Source organism: Streptomyces sp. NPDC107538 (assembly GCF_055657445.1).
In genome coordinates, this window is the sequence record NZ_JBVKAY010000005.1 from 634,907 (window position 1) to 647,653 (window position 12,747).

Sequence of the window (12,747 nt, forward strand, 5' to 3'; positions counted from 1 at the left end):
GCCGACGACGAACCGGCGTCGGCACGGATGTCACAGATGTCACGGATGCATCCGCGCCCCCTTCACCACCTTGTCCACGCCGTTGCGCGGCCCGTACACCGCCAGCCCGACCAGGTCCAGGTCGCCCGTGCCCACCGCTCGTACGGCCGCGCGGTTGTCGCGGTCGTTGCCCGTGGTGAAGAGGTCGGACGTGAAGACGGCGCGGGGCAGGGCACGGGCCAGCGCCCGTGCGTGGGCCGCCTTCAGGACCTCCTTGGTGGCCTCGAAGACGAGGACCGGCTGGCGGAACATCGGGAGGTAGCCCGTGCCGTCGGCGTCCTCGTACGGCTCGCCGATCACCTCCGGAACGGTCGGACCGAGGCCGCTGACCAGGAAAGACGTGACGTTGAGGCGTTGCCAGGTCTCGAGGTCGTCGCGGAGGACGACGGCGATCTTGGTGTCGAAGCGGATGGGGGGCGGCACGTCCACAGGGGTCTCGCTGCTCACCCTGTTCACACTGTCCACGTTGTTCGCGCTGTTCATGGGACGAGACTGTCGACCGGCGTACGCCCCCGTCTTGTACGTTCTTTGCATGTGCCCCCAGCGGCAGCGATCCCCTCAGCGCGAGGTCTCCGCCTGGCGGCCCCGCGTGCCCGGCATCGCCGAGGTGTTCCACGCGCACTACACGGAGTACGCGTACCCGATGCATGTGCACGACGTGTGGACGCTGCTGATCGTGGACGACGGGGCCGTACGGTACGAGCTGGACCGGCAGGAGCACGGGACGCCGAACGACACGGTCTCGCTGTTGCCGCCGTACGTGCCGCACAACGGGGCGCCGGTCACGGACGCGGGTTTCCGCAAGCGGGTGCTGTACCTGGACCTGGATTCGAGCACGCTGGAGCTGGACGAGAGTCTCATCGGCGCGGCGGTGGACGAACCGGACCTCCGGGATCCGCTGCTGCGGCTACGGGTGGGGCAGTTGCACGCGGCGCTCGCGCGGCCGGGGGACGAGTTGGAGGCGGAGAGCCGGCTCGCCCTCGTCGGGGAGCGGCTGCGCGGGCATCTGCGTCCACGGGCCGCCGGGACAGCTCGGGGCGGCGGCGGTCGTACCGTCGCCCATCGGCTGCGGGAACTGCTCGACGCGCGGATCGCCGACGGGGTGACACTGGAGGAGGCCGCGGGGGCGGTGCGTGCCCACCCCGCCCATCTCGTACGGGCGTTCGGGGCGGCCTTCGGGATCGCGCCGCACCAGTATCTGATGTCCCGCCGGGTGGAACGGGCCAGACGGCTGTTGCTGGACGGGGTGCGGCCGGGCGAGGCCGCGGCGCTCGCCGGCTTCTACGACCAGGCGCATCTGACACGGCACTTCAAGCGGTGGGTGGGGGTCACCCCTGGCCGCTATCGGAGCGGTCAGCGGTAGTCGCCGGGCCACTGTGGGGGCTGCGGGGGCTGTCATTCGGAGTCGCCTCACGCGTCAGGTGGGCGAACGCGTCCAGGTTGCGCGTCGACTCGCCCCGGGACACGCGCCACGCGTACTCCCGGCGGATCGCGGAGGCGAAGCCCAGTTCGAGGAGGGTGTTGAAGGCGCCGTCGGCCGCTTCCAGGACCTGGCCGAGGAGGCCGTCGATGGCGTCGGGGGTGACGGCGGAGAGGGGCAGCCGGGCGGTGACGTAGATGTCGCCGAGCGGGTCGACGGCGTAACTCACGCCGTACAGCTTGAGGTTGCGCTCCAGGAGCCAGCGGTGGACGCCCGCCTCGTTCTCGTCGGGGTGGCGGATCACGAAGGCGTTGAGGGAGAGGGAGTGCCGGCCGACGATCAGGGAGACCGTCGTCGAGAGCTTGCGGGTGCCGGGGAGTTTCACGACGTACGTGCCGGGCGCCGGACCCTCCCACTCCAGCTCGGCCTCGGTGAGGACCTGCTCGATGATCGACACCTGCTCGATGATCGACGCTTTGTCAGCCATGGGGCGAGCGTACCCGCCGGTACGGACAGGCCGGCGACTCACCCGTAGTGGCCCCGCACCGTCTGACGGCGGTGGTCGTGCACGGCGGCCGTGTACACGTCCGCGGTGGCGGCGGCCGAGCTGTCCCAGCCGAAGGACTCGGCGTGGCGGGCGGCGGCCGCGCCCATGCGGGCGGGCAGCTCGGGGGCGTCGGCGAAATCGCGGAGCACGCGCGCGTAGGCGGCAGGATCGTGGCCCGGGACCAGGAAGCCGGTCTCGCCGTCCCGTACGGCGACTGGGAGACCGCCGACCGAGGCCGCCAGCACCGGCGTACCGGCCGCCTGCGCCTCGATCGCGACCAGCCCGAAGGACTCGCTGTACGACGGCATGACCAGCACGGACGCCGCCCGGAACCAGTCCGCGAGCTGCTCCTGCCCGACCGGCGGCCGGAACCGTACGACGTCGGCGATGCCGAGCCGCGCGGCCAGTTTCTGCAGGCCCTCCGGTTTGGCGAGGCCGCTGCCGCTGGGCCCGCCGACCACCGGGACCACGATCCGCGAGCGCAGCTCGGGGCGCTCGTCGAGGAGGACGGCGACGGCGCGGAGCAGGACGTCGGGGGCCTTGAGGGGCTGGATACGGCCGGCGAAGAGGGGGATCAGGGCGTCCTGCGGCAGGCCGAGACGGGCCCGCGCCGCCGCGCGGCCGTCGGCCGGGCGGAAGCGGTCGAGGTTGACGCCCGGGTGGACGACGGCGACCTTGGCCGGGTCGGCCTCGTAGTGGCGGACGAGTTCGTCGGCCTCCTCGGCCGTGTTGGCGATGAGGCGGTCGGCGGCGCGGACGATCTGGGTCTCGCCGATGACGCGGGCGGCGGGCTCGGGGGTGTCGTCGGTGGCGAGCGCGGCGTTCTTGACCTTGGCCATGGTGTGCATGGCGTGGACCAGGGGGACGCCCCAGCGTTCGGCGGCGAGCCAGCCGACGTGGCCGGAGAGCCAGTAGTGCGAGTGGACGAGGTCGTAGTGGCCGGGGCGGTGGCCGGCCCAGGCCTGCATCACCCCGTGCGTGAACGCGCACAGCTGGGCCGGGAGTTCCTCCTTCGCCAGCCCCTCGTACGGGCCCGCGTCGACGTGCCGGACGAGGACGCCCGGGGCCAGCTCGACCGTGGGGGGCAGGGCGCCGGTGGTGGCCCGGGTGAAGATCTCCACCTCGATGTTCTGCGCGGCCAGCCGCTGCGCCAGCTCGACGATGTAGACGTTCATCCCGCCCGCGTCGCCCGTGCCGGGCTGGTGCAGCGGTGACGTGTGCACCGAGAGCATCGCGACCCGGCGCGGCCTCCGGTGCAGCCGCAGCCGCGCCGCGCCGACCGGGGAGCGTCGCCCGAGCCTGCTGACGTAGTGGCTCACGTGGCGTTCCTCCTCGCTCCGGGCATGCCGTTCGGAGGGCGTGGGGTCCCTCTAGGCAGGGGGAACGCCGGAGGAGGCTGTTCCATTTCCCCTTTGCATAAATATTACCGAGCTTCGCTCAACCGTTCGAGGAAATGGGGACATCGCACCCGGGGACCATCCGAGGACCGTCCGAAAACCATCCGAGGACCCCACCCCGGCCGACCGGCATACGCTCACCCCATGGCAAGACCAGTCGGCACCGTGACGCGCGGCACCACCAACCCCAACCGCCTGCGCCGCATGGACCGCTGGATCGCGGCGACGCACGGCGCCGAACTCCGCCGCGCCACCGCCCCCCTCGCCGTCGACCTCGGCTACGGCGCCGCCCCCTGGACCGCCGTCGAACTCCTCCACCGCCTCCGCGCGACAGCGCCCCGCACCCAGGTGGTCGGTGTCGAGATCGACCCGGCCCGGGTCACGGCGGCGAAACCGTACGAGTGCGAGGGCCTGACCTTCCGGCACGGCGGCTTCGAGGTGCCCGTGCCGGGCCGCCCGACCCTGATCCGGGCGGCGAACGTCCTGCGCCAGTACGACGAGGACGAGGTCGCCGCCGTCTGGGACCGCCTGTGCGCCCGCCTCGAACCAGCCACCCCTTCCCACTCCCCTTCTCCCTCGCCCTCCCTTTCGTCGCCCTTCCCGTCCGCCCCCTCCGGGGGCCTGCTCGTGGAGGGCACCTGTGACGAGATCGGCCGCCGGCACGTCTGGGTCGCGCTCGGCCCGGAGGGCCCCCGCACCCTCACCTTCGCCACCCGGCTCGGCTCCCTGGACCGCCCCTCCGACCTCGCCGAACGCCTCCCCAAGGCGCTCATCCACCGCAACGTCCCCGGCGAACCGGTGCACGCCTTCCTCCGCGACTTCGACCGCGCCTGGGCCGCCGCGGCCCCGTACGCCTCGTACGGCGCGCGCCAGCGCTGGATCCGTACGGTCCGCAGCCTGAGCGCGGACTGGCCGGTCCGGGACGGGGTGACGCGCTGGCGGCAGGGCGAAGTCACGGTGGCATGGGAGGCGTTGGCGCCACGGCGCTGAGCCACGCGCCCGCACCAGCACCCGCACCCGCACCCGCACCCGCGACCCCACCGTCGCTGTCGCCGTCGCCGTAACTCAGAGCGACGAATGTGCGACGCACGGGAACGATCACCCCGGGCCGTTCGTCACACAGGCAGGGCCCGTGTCGCGCAGGTGAGAGCAGGAGGGGAGCAAGTGGGAGCGAGGAGACGTGAGTTCTTGCCCGCCTCTGTCGTATTCCGCGACGCCGTGACACGATCACCCGGGCACCGGCAAGTTACTGACGGTTAACCACTGCTGTTTTTTCATGGGGTTGGGGGCAAGGGGTATGGGAGCCGGCAAGCGGAACCTGACCATGGCGGCCGTGGCCGTGGTCTGCGCGATGACGGTGCTGGGCGCACCGGTGCACGCGTACGCGAGCCAGTCCAAACCGACCGAACCGACCCCGGGCGCCTCGCCGTCCACCGCCGCCTCGCCGTCCACGTCACCGTCGCCGTCATCGTCTCCGTCGACACCCGTGACGAACGAGGAGCTGGAGGCCGTACGCACCAAGCTGGAGGGCCTCTACCACGACGCGGCGGTCGCGACGGACGCGTACAACGCGGCCGAGGAGAAGGCCGACCAGCAGTCGAAGGAGCTCGTCGATCTGGCCCACGAGGTCGTCAAGGGCCAGCAGAAGCTGGACAAGCTGCAGGATCTCATCGGCGCCGCGGCCCGTGCCCAGTACCGCGGCGGCGGCCTTCCGCCCGAGGTGCAGCTGTGGCTGAGCGAGAACCCCCAGGACTTCCTGGAGGGCGCGGACCGCGTGCGCCAGGGCCAGCTCGCGACGAAGGGTCTGCTCGCCGAAATGACGCGGACCCAGCAGGACTTGGAGCAGTACTCCAAGGACGCCTCCGCGCGCTGGGAGAAGCTGGAGTCCAACCGCAAGGCCAAGGAGAAGGCCAAGAAGAAGATCAAGAAGCAGATCGCCGCCGCCGAGGAGCTGGAGGCGCAGCTGGAGGACGACGAGCGGGAGCGGCTGGCGCAGTTGGAGGAGGAGGCCGCGCAGCAGTCACAGGCCGCGTGGCTCGACTCCGGCATCCTCGACGAGATCAACGGCAAGGCGTCCCCGCAGGGCAAGAAGGCCGTCAAGTTCGCGACGGACCAGATAGGCAAGTGGTACGAATGGGGCGCCGAGGGCCCCGACACGTACGACTGCTCCGGCCTCACCAGCCAGGCCTGGGCCGCCGCCGGCCTGACCGTCCCCCGCACCTCCCAGGAGCAGTGGCGCCGGCTCAAGCACATCGACATCCAGGACATGCGCCCCGGCGACCTGATCATCTACAACGCCGACGCGAGCCACGTCGCCATGTACCTGGGCAACGGCTCCATGGTCCACGCCCCCCGACCGAACCGAAAGGTGACGATCGCGGGCGCGGGGACGATGCAGATCCTGGGAGTCGTACGACCGGACGCGTGAGCGGCCGGGGCTGGAAACCAGCGGGGTCAGGGGGCGCAGCGCCCTTGGCGGGAGGTCCGGGGCGGAGCCCCGTGAGGGCGCGGCGAACGCCCACGCGCACGGGCGGGGCCGAAGGGGCGCAGCCCCCGCTGACACCCCCACCCCCAAGTGACCCACCCCACGTGACTCTCACCACCTTCCCCGCCCCCGCTCAACCCCCACCGCGTGACATTCGTCATCCCAGGAGAAAGCCCTGCCATGTCCAAGTGCGGTACAGGATGCGGCATATGACACCGGCCGTTTGCCGCCCGGCGCCCCGCCGACCATTCCGTTGCGGCGGCGCCGGGCGCTATGGTCCCCGTCGGTGGGTCGAGGTCCCTCGCCCCGCCGTGCCCTCGGGGGGAGGGAAGGAACCCAACACGATGCCCGTACCCGTACCGCGGCAGAGAGCGATCCCGGCCGTGGAAAGTGGTCAGGCGCACGCCGTGTCCGCACCCAGCGGACCGTCCGGAGAGGGGGCTGCCATGAACGCCTCGGCCCTGGCCCCTGCACACAACTCCACAAACCCGCCCGGCCCCACCGGCGACCGCGCCCCGGGCGCCGGCCCGGCGGCCCCGGGCCCCGTCGGCCCGACCGCACAGCCCGGCGGCCCCACCAACCTCACGGTCCTCCTCATCGAGGACGACCCGGCGGGCTCCCTCAATGTGCCCGAACTGCTCGACTCCGCGGGCAAGCCGATCCGCGTCCGCACCGCCCGCAACCTCACCGAGGCCCAGCGGCTGCTGACCGACGACGTGAACTGCATCCTCCTGGACCTGGCACTCCCGGCCCCGGCCCGCCCCACCCCCGCGGAGCCCGACGCGGACCCCGAGGCCGCCGACCGCCCCGACGACGAACTCGCCGTCCTCAAACACGTCCTGGAGCTGGCCCCCCGCCACGCCGTCCTGGCCCTCACCGACTCCGGCGACGCCGAACGCGGCACGGAGGCGGTCCGAGTCGGCGCCCAGGACTACCTTTTCCGGGACGAAGTGGACGGCCGCCTGCTGAGCCGCGCGATCCGCTACGCGGTGGAGCGCAAGCGGTCGGACACGGCCGAGCGCCGGCTCACGGAGTCCAAGCTGCGCGCCCAGGAGAACGCCCGGCTGGAGCGCGGCCTGCTGCCGACGCCCCTGCTGGAGGGTTCGTCCCTGCGGTTCGCCGCCCGCTACCGGCCCGGCCGTTCGCGCGCGCTGCTCGGCGGCGACTTCTACGACACCGTCCGCACCCCGGACGGCACCGTGCACGTGATGATCGGCGACGTCTGCGGGCACGGCCCCGACGAGGCGGCGCTCGGTGTGGAGCTGCGGATCGCCTGGCGGGCGCTGACGTTCGCGGGGCTGTGCGGCGACGAGCTGCTGTCCACGCTCCAGCGCGTCCTGGAGCACGAGCGCGAGAGCGACGAGATCTTCGCGACGCTCTGCACGGTCGACATCGCCCCCGACGGTCGCCGCGCGGGCCTGTGCCTGGCCGGCCACCCGGCCCCGCTGATCGTCCGCCACGGCCGCGACGGCCTGCCCACCCCACCGGCCGAGCTGCTGCCGTACGACAACGGCGGCCCCGCCCTCGGCCTGCTCCCGAACGCCCGCTGGCCCCGCACCCAGATCGAGCTGGGCGCCGCCTGGAGTCTGATGCTCTACACCGACGGCCTGATAGAGGGCCGGATCGGCCAGGGCAAAGAGCGGCTCGGCCAGGACGGCATGGTGGAGATGGTCCGCCGCCAGCTCACCGAGGGTCTGCGCGGCGAGGATCTGCTGCGCGCGGCGGTGAACGAGGTCCGCGACCTCAACGGCGGCGAACTGACCGACGACGTGGCGGTCCTCCTACTGGACCGGGACCGGGAGGGCTGACCTCCCGGGAGGTCACCGACCGCCGTTGTACGGCCCGTACGGACCGTCGCTGCTGGAGCCGCGGCGACCGCCGCCGCCTCCACCGCCGGAGACCTGCTTGACCGCGGGCCGCACATCCACGATGTACACGATGCTCGCGATGACACCGATGATCGGCAGGAACGACAGGATCGAGAACAGATAGCTCACGACGAGGGCGATCCCGAGGATGATCAGCCAGAACACCTTGGTCTGCTTGTCCGCCGCACGGAACGCGTCCTCACGCCGGAACGCGGCGTCGAACAGCCCGAACGCGGCGAGGGCCATCAGGACGATCTTCAGAAGTCCCAGGAACCCCGCGAAGCCCGTCATCAGCATGCCGCTCACACCACCCGTTCCGTTCGCTCTCTCGACTGCCGACCCCTACGCGGCCACCGTACCCGTAGAACGGGCCGGCCACCCCAAAGGTGCCCGGCCCGTCTCCGTACCGTGAGGTCCCACGCGCCCGGCGCGCGGGTACCCCCGATACCTCCGAGGCACCACACGGGCACCTCTCGCTCTGTCGCCGACCTCGCCGTCGGCTATGTCGCCCACTGGGAAACGCGCCCTGCCGCCTACTTGGCGGGCGGGGTGGTCTTCTTCGCGGTCGTGGGCTTCCGGGCCGGGGCCTTCTTCGGCGCGACCTTCTTGGCGGCGGGGGCGGGCGCGGCCTGGGCCTGGGCCGGGACCGGCTTCACGGCCGGCTCGTCCTTGACCTCGACCGGCTGGGCCTTCGGCTCGACGGCGATCGCCAGTTCCTCGATCTCCTCCGCGGCCTCGCCACGCCAGGTCTTCACGGCCTGCTCACCGTGCTCGGCGACCTTCTCGTACGTCTCCCGGGCCTTCACCGCGTACTCGGCGGCGACGCCGACGCTGCGCAGCGCGAGGTCCTGGGCGGTCTCACCGAGCTTCTTCAGGTCGGTGTCGAGGGTGCCGATCAGCTCGGTGACCTTGGTCGAGAGGTTCTCCTGGGTCTCCTTGACCCGGGCGGTCGCCTTCTCCTGGACGGCCTTCGGGTCGGTCTGGCGTACCGCGTCGATCCGGGCCGGCGCCTCGGCGCGCAGCTGCTCGACGATGCCGGGGACCTTCTTCGCCTGCTGCAGGGCGAGGTCGGCGGTGCCGGCGGCGAAGTAGAACGGCGTCGGGTCGGTGACGGCCTTACGGATGTCGTCGGTGATGGCCATGGTGAGGTCCTCCGAGTTGCTCTCAGCTGAGGGTTTTGGTCGTACGCGTACTACGTACTCGTACTGCTTCCTGGTCCTGGTACTGGTACTCGTGCCGGCACTCGTACCGTTCCGCGCATCAACTCGCCGTCTCACGCGGAGCGGCATCGCCGCCGTCGGCCACGACGGGGCCCGAGGCTTCGCCGGCGCCGGAACCGAGCCCGACCCCGTGCCCACCTTCGCCTTCGCCTTCGCCTTCCCCATCGCCTTCGGCTTCGATCTCGAACCCGTTCTCCTTGCGGAAGGACTCGTAGATCTGGAGCAGCACCTGCTTCTGCCGCTCGTTCAGCGTGGGATCGGCGAGGATGACCGCACGTGTCTCCACCTCGTCGCGATCCCGCTCGGCGTCGAGGATGCCGGCCCGGACGTACAGCGTCTCCGCGGAGATCCGCAGCGCCTTGGCGACCTGCTGCAGCACCTCCGCGCTCGGCTTGCGCAGCCCGCGCTCGATCTGGCTCAGATACGGATTGGACACCCCGGCGGCGTCGGCGAGCTGCCTGAGCGACAGCTGCGCGTTTCGCCGCTGTTCACGCAGGTACTCACCGAGATTGCCGACGTTGAGCGATGCCATGCCTCCACCATGCCCCACCCCCGCTAACTATTGCAAGCACCCGCTTGCAAAAGTGCGCTAGACCACTGCGCGGTGTCGCATCGCCGGGAAGCGGCGTTGTCAGTGGGCTCTGCCAGCCTGTCCGTCGTGGATGAACTGGTGGAGCGGGTCGACGATCAGGATCATGTGCTGGGGGTGGTGGTCAGCCGTCGGCAGGCCGTCCGGGAGGGTTGGCCGCACCGGGTCGCGGTGACGGTGTGTCGTGATAGGCGTGGGCGGATCCTCGTCCATCGGCGGTCGGAGCGATTGTCGCGCTTCCCCGGGCTCTACGAGATCGTGGTCGGTGGCGCGGTGGGTGTCGGCGAGTCCTATGAACAGGCCGCCGCGCGGGAGCTGGCCGAAGAGCTGGGCGTCCGTGTGCTGCCGCGCTTGCTGTTCACGTTCCTCAACCGCGGCGGTCTGAGCCCGCACTGGCTCGGCGTGCACGAAGCCGTGGTGCCGGACGCCGTGACCGCCGATCCCGATGAGGTCGTCTGGCATGGCTGGCTGACGGAGTCGGAGCTACGGTCGGCCCTGCAGGAGTGGCGTTTCACTCCCGACAGCCACGCAGCCTTCAGCCGGTACCTCGCGTTCCGGGCCGCGCAGCCCTGACACGGTCCGCCGACCGCCGACGCCCGACGCCCGTCCGACACCCGCCCGACGCCTCCAGAAGTGCCTCCCCCGTCGTCGTCCGGGCATACAGGACGGATCGGCCGGCCCGTCGCCGTTCGACCAGGCCCGCGTCCAGCAGGACGCGCAGGTGACGGCCCACCGAACCCAGGCCCTGGCCGGTGACGGCGACCAGTTGGGTCGTGCTCATGGGGGTCGCGAGCAGGGTCAGCAGGCCGGCACGGGCGGTTCCGATGAGCGCGCCGAGCCCGGCCGGGACCGGGCGCCGGTCGTGGTCCTCGGCGAGCACCCCGAGACACGGGTAGACGACGGCGTACCGCTCCCGCCCCTCCCACGACACCCACCCCGTCCTCGGCGTCACCGGCATGAACAGCAGTTCGGCCCCGGCGGCGACCTCGCGCGGCGGATACGCGTTCAGGTTGACCTGGAACCGGCTCTCCCCGAGCCACCGCGTCCCCGGCCGCAGCGAGTCGAGCACCGCCGCCCAGCCGCCCCGGCTCACCCGGGCGGTGCGCGCGACCACGTCCGCCTCCAGGACACGGCGCCGGTGCGCCCAGTACGGCCGTACGGTCTCCTCCCAGACGTACGTCAGGAGTGCCGCCGCCCGCTCGGGCAGGTCGTCGCGCTCCAGGACGGCGGGAAGCGGGCCCCGGAGGGACACGCGAAGGTTGGCGCGTGCCTCCTCGGGCCCGGCCGCCCGTACCCGGGCCACGGTCTCCTCGAAGCCCTCCCCCACGCACGAGGTGGGGCAGAAGAAGTCGGCGATCCAGGACGGGCTCAGGGTCGACCGGACGAGCGCCGCGACCACCGGGTCGGCCGCGAGGCGTGCGCGGTAGCCGGGCAGGTGTGTGCGCAGCCATTCCTCCTCGCCCGGATGGGCACCGGTCCCCGCGTGCAGGAGCCGCAGGCTCGCGAAGGTCTCGGCGAACGGCGAGAGTTCGAACCGGCTGTGGGCGAGGGTGTCGGTGTCGATCTGCCACAGGCCCATGCGCACGACCTTAGAGCCCCTGCGTATGCGTACGACCGCGGTGGGGCTCGCGCGCACGAACCGCCGACCGCCCGCATACGACCTCGTCCGGCTCCCCGCCCACGAGCCCACCCACGAGCCCACCCACGACGTTTCGCGTCTCGGCGAAACAGTGAACAACGCCCCCGGCCGCTCCGAGACTTCGACGCATGCGCAGCTACCGCTCCCTGTTCCGCACTCCGGAGTTCACCCCGTTCCTGCTCTCCTTCGCCGCGTTCGCCGCCGCCCAGACGATCGGCGGTCTGGCCCTCGGCACGATGGTCTACCGGGCCACCGGCTCGCCGTTCCTGTCGGCGGTGAGCATGTTCGCCCCGCAACTGGCGCAGCTGCTGGGAGGCGTGTTCCTGCTCTCGGGCGCCGACCGCCTGCCCCCGCGTGCGGCTCTGTCCGGCCTCGCCCTCGCCTTCGCGGCCGGTACGGCGGTACTGGCGCTGCCCGGTCTGCCGGTCGGCGCGGTCTTCGCCGTCCTCCTCCTGCAAGGCCTCGTCGCGTCGCTGGGCGGCGGCGTGCGCGGGGGACTGCTGAACGAGATCCTCAAGGGCGAGGGAGGTGGGCCCGACCGCGTCGGCGGACGAGGGAGCGTGCGGGGCCAGGACGGGTACGTCCTGGGCCGGTCGGTGTTCAACATGCTCTGGGGCCTGACACAGGTGACCGGTTTCGCCGCGGGTGGCGCGCTGCTGACGTCGCTATCGCCCCGGACGTGCCTGCTCCTCGCGGCGGCGCTGTACGCGCTGTCTGCCGTCGTCACCCGGCTCGGCCTCACGGCCCGCCCGCCGCGTTCGGCCGGCCGCCCGTCCGTCGCGGCGACCTGGCGGACCAACGCCCTCCTGTGGTCCTCCCGCCCGCGCCGCCTGACGTATCTGGGCCTGTGGGTTCCCAACGGCCTGGTGGTGGGCGGCGATTCGCTCTACATCTCCTACGCCCCCGAGGCCGCGGGCATGCTGTACGCGTGCGGGGCGCTGGGCATGTTCGTGGGCGATCTGGCGGTGGGCCGCCTGGTACCGCCCGCGCTGCGGCCCCGGCTGGCGACACCGCTGCGGCTGCTGCTGGCGGTGCCGTATCTGTTCTTCGTCCTCCGGCCGGGAGTGGCGCTGTCGGCCGTGGCGGTCACCGTCGCCTCCGTGGGCTTCGCCGCGAGCCTGGTGCTGCAAGAGCGTCTGATGTCCCTGACCCCCGACGACCTCGCGGGCCAGGCTCTCGGTCTGCACGCCACCGGTATGGCCGCCATGCAGGGCATCGGCGCGGTCCTCGCGGGCGCCCTCGCCCAACTGGCCTCTCCGGCCCCGGCGATGACCCTGATGGCCACCGCGTCCGTCGCCGTGACTCTGGTCCTCGCGGCAAGCCACCGGCAGGGCGAGCGGCGGTCGGCCGCCCTCGTTCCCCTCACACCTTCCGATTCCGCGCCCGCGGGTAGTCCCGGCCCGCGTTCCGCCACCCCGCCGGGCGCCGAGCCTGAGCCCAGCGCCACCGACTAGGGCGGGGCGGGGCGAGCCGGTCGGGTCCACCCGCGTCGGGGTGTGGGCCCGGCTGGCTGGAAAGTCCGGTCGGGGTGGTGGGGTCGGGG

13 protein-coding genes are annotated in these 12,747 nt (G+C 72.1%); 6 read left to right on the forward strand and 7 right to left on the reverse strand.

Annotation, left to right across the window (positions count from 1 at the left end; all coding sequences use genetic code 11):
* Positions 1-39 precede the first annotated feature (39 nt).
* Positions 40-573: a DUF2000 family protein gene (locus ACZ7MG_RS21270; protein WP_471395577.1), complete on the reverse strand. Its 534-nt coding sequence runs from the start codon at positions 571-573 to the stop codon at positions 40-42.
* Here ACZ7MG_RS21270 and ACZ7MG_RS21275 point away from each other — a divergent pair.
* The gene (locus tag ACZ7MG_RS21275; RefSeq protein ID WP_471395578.1) at positions 572-1,402 is read left to right on the forward strand and encodes a helix-turn-helix transcriptional regulator; all 831 of its coding nucleotides are present in this window, start codon (positions 572-574) and stop codon (positions 1,400-1,402) included. The two genes, ACZ7MG_RS21270 and ACZ7MG_RS21275, sit on opposite strands and share 2 nt — an antisense overlap.
* Here the strand turns inward: ACZ7MG_RS21275 and ACZ7MG_RS21280 are convergent.
* Positions 1,368-1,946 carry a type III secretion system chaperone family protein gene (locus ACZ7MG_RS21280; protein ID WP_471395579.1) on the reverse strand — a complete coding sequence of 193 codons (579 nt, stop codon included), beginning with the start codon at positions 1,944-1,946 and terminating at the stop codon, positions 1,368-1,370. The two genes, ACZ7MG_RS21275 and ACZ7MG_RS21280, sit on opposite strands and share 35 nt — an antisense overlap.
* Positions 1,947-1,984: 38 nt before the next feature.
* A complete protein-coding gene (gene mshA / locus ACZ7MG_RS21285) occupies positions 1,985-3,325 on the reverse strand; it encodes a D-inositol-3-phosphate glycosyltransferase (protein WP_471395580.1) in 1,341 nt (446 codons plus the stop codon).
* A 222-nt stretch (positions 3,326-3,547) separates the two neighbouring features.
* Between mshA and ACZ7MG_RS21290 the strand changes: the two genes are divergently transcribed.
* From ACZ7MG_RS21290 to ACZ7MG_RS21300, 3 genes are all read left to right on the forward strand, one after another.
* A complete protein-coding gene (locus tag ACZ7MG_RS21290) occupies positions 3,548-4,393 on the forward strand; it encodes a class I SAM-dependent methyltransferase (protein ID WP_471395581.1) in 846 nt (281 codons plus the stop codon).
* Positions 4,394-4,700: 307 nt separating this feature from the next.
* Positions 4,701-5,831: a C40 family peptidase gene (locus ACZ7MG_RS21295; RefSeq protein WP_471395582.1), complete on the forward strand. Its 1,131-nt coding sequence runs from the start codon at positions 4,701-4,703 to the stop codon at positions 5,829-5,831.
* A 401-nt stretch (positions 5,832-6,232) separates the two neighbouring features.
* On the forward strand, positions 6,233-7,696 hold the full coding sequence (locus tag ACZ7MG_RS21300; RefSeq protein WP_471395583.1) for a PP2C family protein-serine/threonine phosphatase: 1,464 nt from the start codon (positions 6,233-6,235) through the stop codon (positions 7,694-7,696).
* A 12-nt stretch (positions 7,697-7,708) separates the two neighbouring features.
* On the opposite strand, the gene ACZ7MG_RS21305 is transcribed toward ACZ7MG_RS21300, so the two are convergent.
* The 3 genes from ACZ7MG_RS21305 to ACZ7MG_RS21315 form a co-directional block, all read right to left on the reverse strand.
* The gene (locus tag ACZ7MG_RS21305; RefSeq protein ID WP_471395584.1) at positions 7,709-8,062 is read right to left on the reverse strand and encodes a DUF2516 family protein; all 354 of its coding nucleotides are present in this window, start codon (positions 8,060-8,062) and stop codon (positions 7,709-7,711) included.
* Between the two features lie 227 nt (positions 8,063-8,289).
* On the reverse strand, positions 8,290-8,898 hold the full coding sequence (locus tag ACZ7MG_RS21310; RefSeq protein ID WP_471395585.1) for a hypothetical protein: 609 nt from the start codon (positions 8,896-8,898) through the stop codon (positions 8,290-8,292).
* Between the two features lie 118 nt (positions 8,899-9,016).
* The gene (locus tag ACZ7MG_RS21315; protein ID WP_471395586.1) at positions 9,017-9,508 is read right to left on the reverse strand and encodes a helix-turn-helix domain-containing protein; all 492 of its coding nucleotides are present in this window, start codon (positions 9,506-9,508) and stop codon (positions 9,017-9,019) included.
* Between the two features lie 117 nt (positions 9,509-9,625).
* Between ACZ7MG_RS21315 and ACZ7MG_RS21320 the strand changes: the two genes are divergently transcribed.
* The gene (locus tag ACZ7MG_RS21320) at positions 9,626-10,138 is read left to right on the forward strand and encodes an NUDIX domain-containing protein (RefSeq protein WP_471395662.1); all 513 of its coding nucleotides are present in this window, start codon (positions 9,626-9,628) and stop codon (positions 10,136-10,138) included.
* Here ACZ7MG_RS21320 and ACZ7MG_RS21325 read toward each other — a convergent pair.
* A complete protein-coding gene (locus ACZ7MG_RS21325) occupies positions 10,101-11,144 on the reverse strand; it encodes an ArsR/SmtB family transcription factor (RefSeq protein ID WP_471395587.1) in 1,044 nt (347 codons plus the stop codon). The genes ACZ7MG_RS21320 and ACZ7MG_RS21325 overlap by 38 nt on opposite strands.
* A 188-nt stretch (positions 11,145-11,332) precedes the next feature.
* Here ACZ7MG_RS21325 and ACZ7MG_RS21330 point away from each other — a divergent pair, with 188 nt between their 5' ends.
* On the forward strand, positions 11,333-12,658 hold the full coding sequence (locus ACZ7MG_RS21330; RefSeq protein WP_471395588.1) for an MFS transporter: 1,326 nt from the start codon (positions 11,333-11,335) through the stop codon (positions 12,656-12,658).
* Positions 12,659-12,747: the final 89 nt, after the last annotated feature.